12 protein-coding genes and 1 pseudogene are annotated in these 15,386 nt (G+C 72.4%); 5 read left to right on the top strand and 8 right to left on the bottom strand.

Features of this window, described 5'->3' with window-relative positions; genetic code table 11:
* Positions 1-89 (bottom strand): annotated as a pseudogene (locus tag ACFW1A_RS13750) (IS5/IS1182 family transposase); the annotation flags it as partial.
* 554 nt (positions 90-643) lie between these two features.
* Between ACFW1A_RS13750 and ACFW1A_RS13745 the strand changes: the two are divergent.
* The gene (locus ACFW1A_RS13745) at positions 644-1,999 is read left to right on the top strand and encodes a GH1 family beta-glucosidase (protein WP_380408481.1); all 1,356 of its coding nucleotides are present in this window, start codon (positions 644-646) and stop codon (positions 1,997-1,999) included.
* A gap of 33 nt (positions 2,000-2,032) precedes the next feature.
* Here ACFW1A_RS13745 and ACFW1A_RS13740 read toward each other — a convergent pair whose 3' ends face one another.
* Positions 2,033-2,845 (bottom strand): class I SAM-dependent methyltransferase, encoded by an 813-nt coding sequence (locus ACFW1A_RS13740; RefSeq protein WP_380408479.1) that lies wholly within the window; start codon positions 2,843-2,845, stop codon positions 2,033-2,035.
* A gap of 305 nt (positions 2,846-3,150) precedes the next feature.
* Here ACFW1A_RS13740 and ACFW1A_RS13735 point away from each other — a divergent pair, with 305 nt between their 5' ends.
* A complete protein-coding gene (locus ACFW1A_RS13735; RefSeq protein ID WP_380408477.1) occupies positions 3,151-5,313 on the top strand; it encodes a SpoIIE family protein phosphatase in 2,163 nt (720 codons plus the stop codon).
* 52 nt (positions 5,314-5,365) lie between these two features.
* Here ACFW1A_RS13735 and ACFW1A_RS13730 read toward each other — a convergent pair whose 3' ends face one another.
* Positions 5,366-6,550 carry a type III polyketide synthase gene (locus tag ACFW1A_RS13730; protein WP_380408475.1) on the bottom strand — a complete coding sequence of 395 codons (1,185 nt, stop codon included), beginning with the start codon at positions 6,548-6,550 and terminating at the stop codon, positions 5,366-5,368.
* A 675-nt stretch (positions 6,551-7,225) separates the two neighbouring features.
* Between ACFW1A_RS13730 and ACFW1A_RS13725 the strand changes: the two genes are divergently transcribed.
* On the top strand, positions 7,226-7,777 hold the full coding sequence (locus ACFW1A_RS13725) for a hypothetical protein (RefSeq protein WP_380408474.1): 552 nt from the start codon (positions 7,226-7,228) through the stop codon (positions 7,775-7,777).
* A 157-nt stretch (positions 7,778-7,934) separates the two neighbouring features.
* On the opposite strand, the gene ACFW1A_RS13720 is transcribed toward ACFW1A_RS13725, so the two are convergent.
* Positions 7,935-8,840 carry a LysR family transcriptional regulator gene (locus tag ACFW1A_RS13720; RefSeq protein ID WP_380408472.1) on the bottom strand — a complete coding sequence of 302 codons (906 nt, stop codon included), beginning with the start codon at positions 8,838-8,840 and terminating at the stop codon, positions 7,935-7,937.
* 140 nt (positions 8,841-8,980) lie between these two features.
* Here ACFW1A_RS13720 and ACFW1A_RS13715 point away from each other — a divergent pair, with 140 nt between their 5' ends.
* Together ACFW1A_RS13715 and ACFW1A_RS13710 are read left to right on the top strand one after the other, a co-directional pair.
* Complete coding sequence (locus ACFW1A_RS13715) at positions 8,981-9,799, top strand: inositol monophosphatase family protein (RefSeq protein ID WP_380408470.1); 819 nt, start codon at positions 8,981-8,983, stop codon at positions 9,797-9,799.
* Positions 9,800-9,840: 41 nt separating this feature from the next.
* A complete protein-coding gene (locus tag ACFW1A_RS13710) occupies positions 9,841-10,437 on the top strand; it encodes an NADPH-dependent F420 reductase (protein WP_380408468.1) in 597 nt (198 codons plus the stop codon).
* Between the two features lie 27 nt (positions 10,438-10,464).
* On the opposite strand, the gene ACFW1A_RS13705 is transcribed toward ACFW1A_RS13710, so the two are convergent.
* The 4 genes from ACFW1A_RS13705 to ACFW1A_RS13690 are packed head-to-tail and all read right to left on the bottom strand — an operon-like array spanning position 10,465 to position 15,346.
* Positions 10,465-12,444, bottom strand: coding sequence for an acetoacetate--CoA ligase (locus ACFW1A_RS13705; RefSeq protein WP_380408466.1), 1,980 nt, complete (start codon positions 12,442-12,444; stop codon positions 10,465-10,467).
* 49 nt (positions 12,445-12,493) lie between these two features.
* Positions 12,494-13,072 (bottom strand): RBBP9/YdeN family alpha/beta hydrolase, encoded by a 579-nt coding sequence (locus ACFW1A_RS13700; protein WP_380408464.1) that lies wholly within the window; start codon positions 13,070-13,072, stop codon positions 12,494-12,496.
* Entirely contained in the window at positions 13,069-14,400 is a 1,332-nt protein-coding gene (locus ACFW1A_RS13695) for an MFS transporter (protein ID WP_380408462.1), read from the bottom strand. Before ACFW1A_RS13695 ends, ACFW1A_RS13700 begins: the two co-directional genes overlap by 4 nt.
* A gap of 31 nt (positions 14,401-14,431) precedes the next feature.
* Positions 14,432-15,346 (bottom strand): TauD/TfdA dioxygenase family protein, encoded by a 915-nt coding sequence (locus tag ACFW1A_RS13690; protein WP_380408460.1) that lies wholly within the window; start codon positions 15,344-15,346, stop codon positions 14,432-14,434.
* Positions 15,347-15,386 lie beyond the last annotated feature (40 nt).

Below are 15,386 nucleotides of genomic sequence, written 5' to 3'. Positions count from 1 at the left end.
TGCTGGGCCTTCCACGCGGTGATTACCGGCTCGACCAGTGCCCAGCGTTCGTCGGACAAGTCGCTCTTGTAGGGCTTGCGGTCACTCACGCACCCACCTCAACATGCCGGCCGCCCCGTGACCGGCGGCAGTGCAGCAAGGCCACACGTTCAGGCGACGACAGAACGGACATCAGCTCTCATTCCGCCCTTGGAAGCGATCCAAGGTCACACACATCGCCAGGACGCATCACCGTACGTTCTCGCGCGCCATGCCAACGATGCTCGTCACCCTTGGCCACCACCGATTACGGGAAAGGGCCGGTCACCGACCCCGTCTCGGAAGCTCTCCGCCGAACGCCACGACGGGGCCGCTGGCGGCCGCGACATCGCCGTTCGGTCCGTCGACTGCTCACCGCAACAGGCCGCGAAGGTGCCGAGCAGCAATAGCCGGTACTGCGAGATCCTCGGCATCGACAGCCCTTCCAGCGAGGACATTGCCGGCCGGACTACGTTCCCGCGCTTCCTGATCACCACAACGACACCTGATCACGCTGTCGGAGTCTGCTGCCGCGTTTCAGTGCCACGAGTGTGCGGCCTCTGGTGTTTCGACAGCCAGCCGCTAATATGAGGCTTCCTCATGTTATGCGAGAGGGTGTGATGAGGTGCCGAATCGGCGTGACTTTCCGGCGGGCTTCCGGTGGGGTGTCTCCACGGCGGCGTACCAGATCGAGGGGGCGGTGGAGGAGGACGGGCGTGGACCGTCCGTGTGGGACGTGTTCGCGGATCGGCCCGGGGCCGTCCTGAACGGCCAGAGCGGCCGGGTCGCCTGCGACCACTATCACCGGTACCCCGAGGACATCGCCCTGATGAAGGGTCTCGGGCTGGACGGCTACCGCTTCTCGATCGCCTGGCCCAGGATCCAGCCCGGTGGCACCGGCCCGGCCAACCCTGCCGGACTCGCCTTCTATGACCGGCTGGTCGACGCTCTCCTCGCCGCTGGCATCACCCCGATGCCCACCCTCTTCCACTGGGACCTGCCGCAGGCCCTCGAAGACCACGGCGGCTGGCTCGACCGTGACACCGCGTACCGCTTCGCCGAGTACACCGAGCTGGTGGTGGACTTGCTGGGCGACCGGGTGCCGGCCTGGATTACGCTCAACGAGCCGTTCGTCCACATGGTGTACGGCTACGCGCTCGGCATCCACGCGCCCGGCCGTGCCCTGATGCTGGATGCCCTGCCCGCGGCCCACCACCAGCTTCTCGGGCACGGGCTCGCGGCCGCCGTACTGCGCGATCGCGGCCGGGAGGTGCTGATAGCTAACAACCTCACCCCGGTCTGGCCGGCGAGCACCTTGGAAGCCGACCAGGCGGCCGCCGCCGCGTACGACGCCCTGCACAACCGGCTGTTCACCGATCCGCTGCTGCTGGGGCGCTACCCGGACCTTAGAGCGTACGGCGTCGGCGAGGACCTCGGCGGGAGCGTCCGTCCGGGCGACCTGAAGCTGATCGCTGGCCCGGGCCTGGACGGGCTCGGCGTCAACTACTACAACCCGACCCGCATCGCCGCCCCCACCGCCCCCGGACTCCCGTTCGCTGAGGCCGAGATCGAAGGTGTCCCGCGAACCGCCTTCGGCTGGCCCGTCGTTCCGGACGGCCTGTGCGAACTCCTCGTCGGCCTGCGCGAACGCTACGGCGCCGCCCTCCCGCCCATCACCATCACCGAGAACGGCTGCTCCGTCGCCGACGCACCCGGCCCCGACGGCGCCGTCCACGACCAGCCACGGATCGACTTTATGTCCGGCCACCTCGACGCCCTCTCCGCAGCGATGGCCGAGGGCGTGGATGTTCGTGGCTACTACACCTGGTCTTTGATCGACAACTTCGAGTGGGCCCAAGGATTCGACCAGAGATTCGGCCTCGTCCACGTCGACTTCGAGACGCAGGTTCGCACCCCGAAGGCCTCGTACGCCTGGTACCGCGACCTGATTGCTACTCATCGGAAGCGGAATTCACGGTAGTTGAGCTGCGGGGCAACGGACGGCCGTGCTGCGTCAGGCGCCGTTCGCGCAGACCACCCCGAAGAGTCCCTCGCCGTCGGCGGAGGGGCAGACCAGTGTGGTGATGTCGGTGGCGGCCCGGGTCCAGAGGGCGAATCCCTGGTGGGTGCTGATGTCGTCGATGAACATGACGCCGTTCGGCGCGAGGATCCGGCCGATGCGGTCCATCTCGAACCGGGTGTTGCGCATGGTGTGCAGGCTGTCGTGGACGAACACGTCGACCCGACCCAACTGGCGTCCGAGGCGCGGCAGTCGTCGTCGGCTGGACCCTTCGACGTACGACCATGCGCGTCGGTTGCGGGCGGGTACGGCCGTGCCCGTCTCCGGGTGCAGGTCGGGGCGGAAGGGGTGCGGCAGGTCGATGCTCCACAGGTGGCCGCGCCCGTTCTGCTCCAGCGCCTCCAGGATGTACCTGCTGATCACGCCGCGTGCGACCCCCGTCTCGACGACCACCTCGGGCCGCCGGTGCAGCACCACGCATCGCACCGCCCGCGCGAGCGACTCGTCCGCGTCGCTGTAGCCGCCGTACGTGTGCCGCCCGAAGGCGAGCCCGCACTGTTGCAGTTCCCGCGCGACGGTCTCCCACAGTTCGGCCGCGTTGGGCACCTCCGGGCACGGCCAGGGTGCTCCGATCAGGCCGTGCAGGTGCTCCTCCCACGCGGTGTCGACGTCGTAGGTCACCGGGTGCTCGCGCCGCCGACTGATCTCCTCCGGCACGTAGCGGAGGGTCTCCACCGGGTCTGTCGCGAGCGCGCGGCCGAAACGCCACAGCCTGTCCGCGACGCTCGGCGGCTCAAAGCGGGCCATGTCCCCAGCGTAGTACTCCAGCTGGGCTTCTCGGTTCCCGCCGGCCAACGGTCCGGGAGTGGGGAGAGCAGCGGGGGTCGGACGGTCTTGCCGACGTTCCCACCCACCTGCGGACCGCGCGGCTGCTGCCCCGCCAGGGGATCCCACGGCCACCTGCTCACTGTCCGCGCCTAGCGCGATCCGCTGGTGTGGGCAAGCGGGGGCCGGTGTTATTGAATGAGAGGTGCGGTCGGGCATTTCGGCGCCCTGTCGCAGGGGTCTGCACACGGCCCCGGCTCTGCGCCGCGGATTGCTGAGGGAGGAGCATGGACTCCACACCCCCTCCCTCGTCCTCCTCGCCGTTCGACCTGGTCAGCAGCGCCCTGGAGCGCAATCTCCCACGCGGCGGAGCGGGACCGGCCGCCGGTCCTGCCGGCGCCCAGGGCGACCGCACCACCGGCCAGGGCGTACCCGACAGCCCGGCAGACGGCCGCCAGGACCAGATTCTCGGCGCGGTCAGTCTGGACGGGGATCTGGGCATCACCCGCTGCAATCTGGACGCCCCCGTGTTCGCGGGTCTGGACGCCGGGGCCGGGACTCGCTTCGTCGATCTCCTGCCCCCCGGGGACGTACCGACCGTCACGCGGCGGTTGCGCCAGGTCCTGGAGACCGGTGAGGCGCACGTCGCCCGGATCCAGCGCCTGCGGCGGGGCGACGGGTCGGAACTGGTCGTCTCGATGAGCATCCTGCCCTCCGCGGAGCCCCAGGAGGGCCTGACCGTCTCCCTGATCGCCATGGCCACGAGGCTGCACCTGTACGCGGCCGAGACCGCGATCGGCACCTCGCTGGACATCGGCGAGACCGCGCAGTCGCTGGCGCAGTCCCTGCTGACCTGGGGAGACGTGGCCGCCGTCGACCTCGACTACGCCGTGTGGACGGGCGAGGGAATCACCGGTCACGGCGAGGGACGCATCCGGCTGCGGCGGGCGGCCCTGGTGCCGGACCGGGCGTGGCCCGAGGGCTACGTGACTCCGGGTGACGATCTTCCCAGCGACGCGGGTCGCCTGCTGGCGCAGGCGGTGCGGCGGGACGACGCCCCGCAGGCCATCGTCATACCCGACCGGGCGGCGGTCGAGCGGGTGTTCGGCAGTCCGCGGGTGATGCGTGCCATGGTCCCCGGTGACCGGTCGGCGGGCGTGGCGTGCATACCGCTGGTCCTGGACGGCGCCCCGCCCGTCGTGCTGGGTGTGGTGGAGGTCTGGCGGCGGGCGGACCGGCCGTTCCGCGACAGCGAGCTGTTCGACCTGCAGGAACTGGTGGCCAGGACCGCCCATCACGTCGACCTGGCCCGCCAGCACCAGCGCGAGCACACGCAGGTGCTGGCGCTGCAGCGCCGGCTGCTGCCCCGGACCGGCGGTGACACCATCGAGATCGCCAGCGTCTACCAGCCGGCCACCCCCGACAGCGCCGGCGTCGGCGGCGACTGGGTGAACAGCTTTCCGCTGCCGGACGGCCGTACCGCGCTGGTGGTCGGTGACGTCGTCGGGCACGGTCTGGGAGCCGCGGCCACCATGGGCCAGCTGAGCCTGGAGGCCCGCGCGCTGCTGTCCGCGGGGCTGGCGCCCGACGAGGTGCTGGAGCGCCTGGACGAGACCGTGTCGCTGTTGGACGACGCGGAGTCCGGGCTGGCGGCCGGCTACAGCGCCCTGGGGTCGACCTGCTGCATCGCCCTCTACGACCCGGTCAGCCACCAGGTGGCGCTGTCCAGCGCCGGCCACCTCCCCCCGGTCCTGGTCTCCCCGGACGGGCACGCGAGCCCGCTCGCGGTCCGCCCCCACCCCGGCCTCGGCGCCGAGTTCGCGCTCCGGGAGCCGTTCGGCGTGCACACCTTCGACACGCCCCCCGGCTCCCTGCTCGCGCTCTACACGGACGGCCTGGTGGAGGATCCGGCCATGTCGATCGACGAGGGCATCGGCCGGCTGGTGGACGCCGTGTCCGTGGTGCATCCCTGGGACGGGCTGCAGCAGGCTGCCGGGCGCGTCGTCTCCGCGCTGGCGCCCGCCCGCCAGCGCGACGACGTGACCCTGCTGCTCGCCCGGATGATCGGCTACCGCAAGGGCGACACCACGACCTGGCGGCTGCCCGCACGCGACGACGCCCCCGCCCGTGCCCGCGCGCGAGTCCGCGCACTGCTGCGGCAGTGGCGCACCCCGGACGACACGCTGGACAACGTGCTGCTGCTGATCAGCGAGCTGGTCACGAACGCGGTGCGCTTCGCCGCCGGTCCCATCACGGTGCGGGTGATCAGGGCCGGTGACGGCCTGCTGTGCGAGGTGGGCGACACCGGCAACGGCAGGCCGCGTCTGAGCCGGGGCGGTCTCCTCGACGAGGGCGGTCGCGGCCTGCACGTCGTGCACCGGATCACCACCCGGTGGGGGGTGCGGTGGACGGACACCGGCAAGGTGGTCTGGGCGGACGTCGCGAAGTGACGCGGTTGCCGCCCGGGGTGCGGGGTGTCGGTGCGGGCCGGGCGGGTCCGTCCTACAGCCATTCCCCTTCCAGGGCGGTGGCGGTGAGGCCCGGTGCCGCCGCGTACAGGACGGCGTGACTGCCCGGCTGCTGCCCGGCGTCGTGCGCCCGCCGCATGATGTCGAACACAGCGGCGCCGCCGCGGTTGCCGCTGGCGTAGCTGTCCCGGCTGTGGTCCAGCAGCCCCGACGGCCACGTGTCGGGCATCGTCTGCTCCATGTACTCCAGCACCCGGGTCCCGCCGGGGTGCGCCAGCAGCAGGTCGGGGTGCCAGGACCCGGGGCTGTCCTGGTAACGGACGCGCAGCCACTCCCACATCGCGGTGACCGTCTCCTGCACGGCGCGCGGCCCGCGCCGGTCCATCACGAAGTGGGTGCCGTCCGCCCGCGTGTCCAGGCGGTGCAGGTCCTGGGTGCCGGGCAGCGTGTGGTGCCACGCGGAGTCCAGCCGCAGCACCGACTCGCGCCGTTGGCGGCCGGTGACCACCGCGGCGACTGCGGTGTCCGCGAACAGCAGCCGGACGATCAGGGACTCGAGGGTGTCGTCCGCGGGCTGGTAGGTCGTGCTCAGGGCCTCCGAGATCACGACCAGGACCACCCGGTCGGGGTCGGCGGCCACCAGGTCCGCCGCCAGGGCCAGGGAGCGGGTCCCCGCCACACACGCCCACTGCGTGGCCGGCAGCAACAGCACGTCGTTGCGGAGCGCAAGCTTGTTGGCCAGGGCGATGTCCAGACCCGGCAGCGCCGGGGTGGTGGAGTGACTGGTGATCAGGCAGTCGACGTCCGCGGGGTCCAGCCCGGCGATCTGCAGGGCCCCGCGCGCCGCACGCTCCCCGTAGGCCTGCACGGCCTCCCAGGCGGGTGCGGTGCGCTCCTCGACGGTCTGCGGCGCGGGCACCGCCTCAAGTGCGGCGATGACGCGGTCCACCTCCTGCTGGGTGAACCCGTCGCGTGCCAGAGCCTCTTGGGCCGGGCCGATGGCGCCGGCCCGAAGGCCGCCACCCCGTCCGGGCGCGACGGCGGCCTCCAGCGGCAGCATCCACCCGCGGGCCTCGATGCCCGTGCTGGCCGCGATGCTGTCGATCCGCGGCGCCCAGGCCGCGTGCGGGTGCCGGTCGCGCACCTCTGCGACAAGCCGGCTGGTCTCCACGGTGTGCTCGCCGTGTATCACTGCAGGAGGACAGAGGTAAGCGGCCATGAGGGGGCACCTTTTCAGGGAGGTGTGGGAATGCTGGGCGTGCTGTGTCCTGGGTCACTGTGCGGACTCCCGCCCAAGAGGGCGCCGAGGGGCGCCACTTCGGGAGCCGCGGTACCTGTCGAGGATGCATGCAAAAGGGATATTTCCGCTGTGATGCAGACAACTTGGGTAGCCTTGGAGTGTGTGACTCGGCACACGTCGCCTGAGCCTGGTGTTCAACGGCGACGCGCTTGAAGCTCCTTGGCCGGCTCGGCGCGCTGGACCGTCTTCCCGACGTCCGGTGCGCGGCCCGGTGCTCGTTCCGCGCAGGGCGGCCGTCCGGCGCCCGGGCGCTACGGATTCGGTGCGGCCGCCGGACGGGCCGGGTGGCGAGGACGCCTCCTGGCGGGGGCGAGGCGGCGAGGTCCGGCAGGCGCTCGACGCGCGACGGCTGCTCGGCGCCGCACTCCGAAGGCCTCGTGCGCCTGGGTACCGCGACTTGATTATCCATCACTTGACCGACTGGGCAGCTTAGTTGCGCCACTTGGTGGTCCTGGTGCTCGTCAGGACCGACGTAGCCGTCCGGCCCCACGGAGCCGATCACGCAGCGGGGCGGTGGGTGGGTGTGGTGTCTCCGTCGGGTGTGGTTGGGTGCGGGGTATGTCTGATGAGCTGGGTGTTGCCGGTGTTCCATCGGTGTCCGTCGGGGCGGACGGGCGGCCGGCGGATCCCGAGTTCTTGGTGCACACCGCCGAGGAGGAGATCCTGGGGCTCCTGGATGCGGCCCCGGGGTCTGCCGGGCGGTTGGCGGGGGCGGTGTACCGGGCGTCGGCGCACCTGCACCGCGACGCCACGCCGGGAGTGCGGCGGCAGTTGCTGGCCTTGGATGCTGCCCGGTACGGGGAGCGGGAGTTGTCGGCACGGATCACCGCTGTCCCGGTGGACGGCGAAGCCGATGTGCAGTGGGGCGTGGACTGGGCCACCGGCAGCACGGTCCACCACCAGTGCCGCCAGATCCTGATCGGCCACACCGACACGGTGAACGCGGTGGTGACGGCGGTGGTGGACGGCCGTCCGGTCGCCGTCACCGGCGGTGACGACGAGACGGTGCGGGTCTGGGGCCTGACTGTTCGTCAGCAACTCGGAATGGAGCAGGTGTTCCCCGAGAGGGCGGACGGATTGGCCATGGTGGACGGGCGCCTGGTGGTGGCCTTCGGCTGGGAGGTCGCGGTCCTGGCGCCGCGTTGACCCGTCCCCACCTGCCCCTTGTCGGCGGCTGGAGCGCCGAATGCGGCCTGTGCGGCGTGCGCCGCCGCGGCGCGACTCGTCGAGGCAGCTGTACGGACAGCAGGTTGCGACGACAGCGACGGCCTCGGCCACGTCGCGCGCGGCCGTGCGGCGTCGGCTACGGCGCTGCGCAGGTGGCAAGGGCGGTGCGCGCCAGGGTGCGCAGCCAGGTGTGGGCGTGGTCGGTGTCGTAGCGCTGGTGCCATGACAGGTACACCGGTGCCGGGGGGAGTTCGAGCGGCAGGGGGAGCGCGACCAGGCCGAGGCCGGCAGCCGCGGTGCGTGCGGTGAGTTCGGGGACGGTGATCAGCAGGTCGGTACCGCAGGCGAACTGCAGCGCGGCCGCTTCGGTGGGGGCGGCCGCCACCACGCGGCGGGTGAGGCCGAGCCGGGCGAGGGCGTCGTCGACGCCGTTGCCGAGGTTGCCGCGGCGCGAGACGGTGACGTGTTCGGCGGCGGCGTACTGCTGCGCGGTGACGGTTCCGGCGCGGGTGAGAGGGTGCCCCTGCCTGGCGACGGCGACGAGGCGGGTCTCGCCCACCTTCTCGGCGCGGATGTCGGGTGCGCCCGGACGGTTGGCGTTCGCCTCCAGATCGACCTCGCCACGCCGCAACTCGGGGGTGTCGACGCTCGATTCCGCGACGAAGCGCAGGCGCACGCCCGGGGCCCGTCCGCGGACGGCCGCGAGCAGCGCGGGGCCGCTCAGCGCGACCAGGGAATCGTGCCAGCGGAGGGTGAAGGTGCGTTCCAGCGTTGCCGGGTCGAGTTCACGGCTCGGGGCCAGCACGCCCCGGACCTGGTGCAGCAGCTCGTGCACCTGCTCCCGGACGGCGATCGCATAGGGCGTCGGGGTCATGGTGCGGCCGGTGCGCACCAGGATCTGGTCCCCGGTCGTGCGCCGGATCCGACCCAGACTCCGGCTCATCGCGGGGGCGGTGACGTGCAGTCGTGCGGCCGCCCCGGCCACGCTGCCCTCCTCCAGCAGTGCGTCGAGCGCGGTGAGCAGGTTCAGGTCCAATTGCATGGGAGTCATCCCAGCCGTGCTTGACATGCATTTGATGGTAATGGAGAGGGCGGATAGCGTCGTCACCACGGAGCAGGGCGGAACACGCGGCCCGACCGGAAATCCTCTTCAACGCCCCCTGTCCAGATGGGAGTTCCACCATGTCCGAAACACGCCGGGCCACTGACGTCGCCGTCTCCGACGCCGACCTGCTCGACCGGACCGCGGCCGCTGTGCGCGAGGCCGGTGCGGCACTGCGCGAACGGTTCGGCGAGGTGGTCCGCTACCGGACCCGCGAGGAGCTGATGGCCGCGCTCGCCGCCAACGACGACACCGCCCTCGGCATCCTGCGCCCCCGCCTCACGAGCCTGCGCCCGGACGCCGGCTGGGTCGAGGACGAGCTGGACGGCGGGGCGCTGCCGCCCGGCGAGTGGTGGGTCGTGGATCCGGCCGAAGGCAATGTCAACCACCTGCACGCCCTGCCGGAGTGGGCGGTGACCGCCACCCTCGTGCGCGACAACCGGCCGGTGCTCACCGCGGTCCACCTGCCGTTGACCGGCGAGACCTACACCGCCCTCACCGGCGCGGGCGCCCACCTCGACGGCCGGCCGCTGCACGTCTCCGGGACTGCGGACCTCGGCCTGGGCATCGTGGCCACCAGCCAGGCCCGGCCCGACGAGGACGAGGCCGTCGTCCGGCGGGTCGGCTCCTCGATCACCGCGATGCTCCTCGACGCACTCGTCGTCCGCGTCGCCGTGCCCGCGACGCTGCACCTGCTGAACGTGGCGGCCGGCCGGGTCGACGCCTTCTGGCAGTTCGCCGGTGCCCGAGCGGACCTGCTGCCCGGCGCGCTCCTGGTCACCGAGGCCGGCGGACGGCTCTCCGACGCCGAGGGCCGCCCCTGGACCCCGCAGAGCGAGAGCTTCCTGGCCGCCGCGCCCGGCATCCACGCCGAGGCCGTCGCCACGCTCTCCCGCTGACCCCGCACCACGACCCGCACGCACGGAAGGACCGGATCATCATGACCTCCATCGCCGTTCTCGGAAACGGCCGCGTCGGCGGCAACCTGGCCACCGCCCTCACCCGGGCAGGACATGAGGTGACCGTGGCGGGCCGCGCGCCGGGCGGCGCCGCCGACGCCGCCCGAACCGCCCGGATCGTCATCAACGCCACCCCGGGCGCCGGCTCCCTGGAGCGACTCGCCGCCCTGCGCGAGGAACTGCGCGACACGATCCTCGTCGACGTCTCCAACGCCACCGTCGACGGACCGGACGGACTGCCCGCCGACCTGATCCACCCCGGCTCGAGCCTCGCCGAGCAACTCCAGGAGGCGCTCCCCGAAACACACGTCGTCAAGACGCTCAACACCATGCTCTTCCCGGTGATGACGGCCCCGGCCATGCTCACCCGGACGCCCACCGTGTTCCTCTCCGGCGAGGACCCCGGGGCCAAGCAGAGCGTCCGCGCACTCCTCGCGGACCTCGGCTGGCGCGAGGAGTGGATCACCGACCTCGGCGGGATCCGGACCGCGCGCGCCACGGAGGCTGCGGTCCTGTTCGTCCCCCACGTGATCCGCGCCAGCGGATTCGTCCCCTTCGCGATCTCGATCAGCCGCTGACCCCGGCCTCCCCGCCGCCGACCGAGATCAGGCCCCGGCCGCGAACTCGGCGAACCACGCCAGCATCTCCGGGTGGGTGACGGCTCCCTCGGCGCTGACCTCGGCGACGGGTGCGCCCTGGAGGATGCGCTTGACCGGCACCTCCAGCCGCTTGCCGGTCAGGGTGCGCGGCACCGCCGGCACCTCCACGATGACGTCGGGCACGTGCCTGGGCGAGAGCCCGTGCCGGATGGCCGCGGTGATCCGGCCGCGCAGCCCGTCGTCGAGCACGGCGCCGTCGGCGAGGACCACGAACAGCGGCATCAGGTACCGGCCGTCGGACAACTCGGCGCCGACGACCAGGCTGTCCGCCACCTCGGGCAGCTGCTCCACGACCGCGTAGATGTCGGCCGACCCCATCCGCACGCCCATCCGGTTGAGCGTCGAGTCCGAGCGCCCCGCCACCACGACGGTGAGATCGTCCTCGACGGTGACCCAGTCGCCGTGCCGCCACACGCCCGGGTACACGTCGAAGTAGCTCGCCCGGTACCGCGAGCCGTCCGGGTCGCCGACGAAGCGAACGGGCATGGACGGCAGCGGGGCCGTCACCACGAGCTCGCCCTGCTCGCCGGTCAGCGGCCGGCCCGCCGGGTCCCAGGCGGCCAGCGCGACGCCGAGCGCCGGGCACGGGATCCGGCCGACCCGCACCGGCAGCAGTGCGCTGGCACCGGCGAGCACCGAGCAGACGTCGGTGCCGCCGCAGATGGACTGCAGCCACACGTCGGGGCCGAGCCGGTCGTACACCCAGCGCCAGGCGCTCGGCGGCAGCGTCGACCCGGTCTGCAGGACGGTCCGCAGGGCGCCGAGGTCCAGCTCGGCCGCGGGGCGCGCGTCCGCCTGTTCGGCGGCGACCAGGTAGGCCGCGCCGACGCCGACCACGCTCGCGCGGGTCCGTTCGGCGACCCGCCAGACGCCGTCGACGTCGGGGTGGGTGGGGCTGCCGTCGTACAGCACGAGGGTGCTGCCGTGCAGCAGGCCGCCGACCATGAAGTTCCAGACCATCCAACTGGTGGAGGTGTGGAAGAAGTAGCGGTCCTCGCCGCGCAGGTCGGTGCCGAGACCGAGTGCCTTGAGCAGCTCGACGGTGATGCCGCCGTGGCTCTGCACGATGCCCTTGGGCAGGCCGGTGGTGCCGGACGACCACAGGATCCACAGCGGGTGGTCGAAGGGCACGTCGGCGAACTCGAGTCGGGCGTCCTCTGCCAGCAGGGCGGTCCAGGGGTGCCGGACCAGGCCGGGGCGCGTCGGCCACGCGGAAGCCGGCGAGGACGGGTGGAGGTGGTCGACGGTGACGAGATGGCGAAGCGTCGGCAGTCCGGCCGTGATCTCGGCGACCGCCGGCAGCCGGTCGTACTCCTTGCCGCCGTGGCGGTAGCCGTCCACGGCCAGCAGGACGGTCGGTTCGGCCTGCCGGAGGCGGGCGAGCACGCTCGGCGTGCCGAAGTCCGGCGAGCAGACCGTCCACACCGCGCCGACGGCGGCCGCCGCCAGCACGGCCGTCACGGCGTGGGGGGTGTTCGGCAGGTAGCCGGCGACCCGGTCGCCGGGCCGCACGCCCATCTCGCGCAGGGCCGCCGCGAGCGCGGCGACCTCCTGCCGCAGCCGGCGCCAGGAGGTCTCGACGGGCTGCCCGCCCTCGGCCAGGCTGACCAGGGCGGGGCGCTCGTCGGTGGCCCGGGCGAAGCAGCGCTCGGCGAAGTTCAGCCGCGCGCCCGGGAACCACCGGGCCCCGGGCATCGCGGCGTCGGCGAGCACCTCGTCGTAGCCGGAGACGGCGTCGAGGCCGTAGTACTCCCACACGGCGGACCAGAAGCCGGGCAGGTCGGCGGTGCTCCACCGCCACAGCTCCGGGTATCCGGTCAGCCGCAGTCCCCTGGTCCGGTCGAGGAAGCGCAGGAAGTCCGCCACGTTCGACGTCTCGGCCCGGGTGGGGCTCGGGGACCACAGCAGGTCGGTGTCGGTGCTCATCTTCGCCTTCCGATCGGGCAGGGTGGGGAGTAGGGAGGCCGCTGCGGCGTCAGCCGAGTTCGAGCTCGCGCACGAGTTCCTCCGCCCGGGGCCACGGGCCGTAGCCGGCGGCCGGATTGAGGTGGCCGACCGGGCCGATCCCGATCAGGCTGCTGCCCCAGGCGGCGGCGAGTTCGGCGACCCGCTTGGAGTGCGCGAGCGGGTCGTCGTCGCTCATCACGACGATGCTGGGGAACGGCAGGGCCTGGCGCGGTACCGGTGTCCAGCCGTGCTGCCGGAGAACCTCGGGGGAGGGGTAGCCCTCCGGCAGGGGAGTGTCGAAGTCCGGCGGCGTCGCCAGGAGCGCGCCGTGGACCGGGCGCCGGGTGCGCAGTGCCCAGTGCACGGTGATCACCGCGCCGGCGCTGTGGGCGACCAGGATCGGTGGTCCCGGGGTCTGCGCCACCACCTCCTCCAGGGCGGCGACCCTGGCCGCGCAGTCGAGCTGACCACCGGTCAGCGGCGGGACGGTGCGGACGTCCCGGCCGGCGGCGGCGAGTTCTGCGGCGAGGATGGTCTGCCAGTGGTCGGCGACGTGGTCGCGCAGACCGGGGACGATCACGACCGGGGGGCGGGCGGCGGTCCTCATGCGGTGGCCTCCACTTCGGGGGACGCCGGTGCGAGGAGCCCGCGCAGGCGGTGCAGGTCGGTGTCGTAGCGGCTGCGTCCGAGCAGGAAGCACGCCGTGGCGGGCAGCGCGACCAGCGGGACCAGTTGCAGCGCGCCGACCAGGCCGGTCCGGTCGGCGATCGCTCCGGTCACCGCGGGGCCGGGGGCGAGGCCGAGGAGGCTGTTGGCCAGGGTGAGCGTGCCGAAGGCGGTCGCCGGGATGGCGCCGGGCGTCAGATTGGCCACCATGGCGGCTGCCGGTCCGGCGGTGGCGCCGGACGTCAGCGCGCCCGCGCCCAGCAGCAGGAGTTGCGGACCGCCGGTCGGCAGGTGGAACGCGGCCGACAGCAGGACCAGCGAGGCGAGGCTGCAGGCCACGGCGACGGTCCACTTGCGGGCGGCGACGGTCCGGCTGATCCGGTCGGAGAGGATTCCGCCGCCGATCATGCCGGCTCCGATGAGCAGGGCGAAGATTCCCGCCACCGCACCGGCCTTCGCGGTCGGCAGGTGGTAGGAGCGGTTGAAGAAGCTGGGCAGCCAGGCGAGCAGGGCGCCCGGGACGAACAGCTGGAGCCCGCTGCCGACGTAGGCGCTGAGCACCGAGACCGAGGAGAACAGCTGCGGCAGCAGGCCGCGCAGCGGGGCGGCCTGTGCGCGGTCCACCGCGGTCGTCGTCCGCCCCGGGGCGAGCTTCCGCTCGGTGACCACCGCGGCGAAGACCACGGCCAGGACCAGGCCGAAGATGCCCATCGAGCCGAACGCCCAGCGCCAGCCCAGGTGTTGGCCGACGAACCCACCGATCACGACACCGAGGACCGAACCGAAGGCCCCGCCGGCGATGAACGCACCCGAGAGGGTGGCCCGCATGGCGACCGGGAAGACGCTGAGGACCACGGCGATGCCGACGCTGCCGTAGGCGGCCTCGCCGATGCCGACGAACAGCCGTCCGACGAACAGCTGGCCGTAGCTCGCCGACACCGCGCAGCCGAGGGTCGCCACACTCCACAGCGTCGCCGCGAGCACCAGGCTCCGCACCCGGCCCCACCGGTCGGCGAGCAGGGAGAGCGGGAAGGTGAGCACCCCGACCGAGAGGGCGACGATGCCGCTGAGCGAGCCCAACTTGGCATCCGTGAGCATCCATTGGGCCTTCAGCAGCGGGAAGACCGCGTTGAGCACCTGCCGTGACATGTAGTCCGACAGGAGAAGTCCGAAGCTGAGGGCGAAGACCACCCTGGCGTAGCCTCGGGAGACGAGGGGGACCGGGGCGGCTGTCGCCGCCGTGGACTCCGCAGTGGTGTGAAACGCCATTGTTTGCCACCTCACCTGTTCTGTACCGGGCTCAGAAGGGTCTGTCTCCGACGATTCCGGCGCGCTCCATCTTGCGGACGGCGGGCCAGTAGTCCTGGACGGCGTAGTGCTGGGTGGAGCGGTTGTCCCAGATGGCCACGCTGTTGGGCTGCCAGCGCCAGCGGACCTGGTACTCGGGGATGGCGGCCTGGCTGATCAGGTAGTTCAGCAACTGGCCGGCGCCGGGCGCGTAGTCCTGGCCGAACCGGACGTGCTGCGGGGTGTGGTAGTTCACGAAGTGTGTCGCGAAGGCGTTGACGAAGAGGATCTTCTCGCCGGTCTCCGGGTGGGTGCGCACCACGGGGTGTTCGGCATCGGGGTACCGGTCCTTCAGCTGGTGGCGGGCCTCCATCGGCATGACCGCGCCGAACGTCGCCTCGATGCTGTGCCGGGCGCGCAGCCCCTCGATCTGGACCTTGATGTGCTCGGGGAGCCGGCGGTACGCCTCCGCCATGGTGACCCAGATGGTGTCGCCGCCGACCGGGGGCGACTCCACGCAGCGCAGCACGGCGCCCATGGAGGGGTTCTCGCGCCAGGTGCCGTCGGTGTGGAGGGCGTTCTCGTAGTGCTCGGGCTTGCTGTCCAGGTCCTTGTAGATGCGGACCAGTCCCGGGTGGTCCGGGTCGCTGCCGGCCACCGGGTGGTCCTCCAGCGGGCCGAAGCGCCTGGCGAAGGCCACGTGCTCCGCGCGGGTGATGTCCTGGTCACGCAGGAACAGGACCTTGTACGTGAGCAGGAGTTCCTTGATCTCGGCGAAGAGGTCCACGTCGCGCGCGGCGTCGCCGAGGTGCACGCCGGACAGCTCGGCGCCGATCGTGCAGGTCAGCGGCTCGACCTTGATCGTGCGGCGGACGGACGAGCGCACCAGGGCGGGTGCGCCCGCGGTGGGGCTGGGGGGCTGGCTCATGGTGATTCCTCCAGGGAGGCCGACTGGTCCACGCGGGGCG

It is taken from the genome of Kitasatospora sp. NPDC058965, assembly GCF_042741245.1.
GTDB lineage: Bacteria > Actinomycetota > Actinomycetes > Streptomycetales > Streptomycetaceae > Kitasatospora.
This window is presented reverse-complemented; position numbering and strand designations above follow the sequence as displayed.

Coding starts and splice junctions, on each gene's coding strand:
- ACFW1A_RS13740 (WP_380408479.1), bottom strand. CDS start 2,845: ATGGCCCGCTTTGAGCCGCCGAGCGTCGCGGACAGGCTGTGGCGTTTC.
- ACFW1A_RS13735 (WP_380408477.1), top strand. CDS start 3,151: ATGGACTCCACACCCCCTCCCTCGTCCTCCTCGCCGTTCGACCTGGTC.
- ACFW1A_RS13730 (WP_380408475.1), bottom strand. CDS start 6,550: ATGGCCGCTTACCTCTGTCCTCCTGCAGTGATACACGGCGAGCACACC.
- ACFW1A_RS13720 (WP_380408472.1), bottom strand. CDS start 8,840: ATGCAATTGGACCTGAACCTGCTCACCGCGCTCGACGCACTGCTGGAG.
- ACFW1A_RS13715 (WP_380408470.1), top strand. CDS start 8,981: ATGTCCGAAACACGCCGGGCCACTGACGTCGCCGTCTCCGACGCCGAC.
- ACFW1A_RS13710 (WP_380408468.1), top strand. CDS start 9,841: ATGACCTCCATCGCCGTTCTCGGAAACGGCCGCGTCGGCGGCAACCTG.
- ACFW1A_RS13705 (WP_380408466.1), bottom strand. CDS start 12,444: ATGAGCACCGACACCGACCTGCTGTGGTCCCCGAGCCCCACCCGGGCC.
- ACFW1A_RS13700 (WP_380408464.1), bottom strand. CDS start 13,072: ATGAGGACCGCCGCCCGCCCCCCGGTCGTGATCGTCCCCGGTCTGCGC.
- ACFW1A_RS13695 (WP_380408462.1), bottom strand. CDS start 14,400: ATGGCGTTTCACACCACTGCGGAGTCCACGGCGGCGACAGCCGCCCCG.
- ACFW1A_RS13690 (WP_380408460.1), bottom strand. CDS start 15,346: ATGAGCCAGCCCCCCAGCCCCACCGCGGGCGCACCCGCCCTGGTGCGC.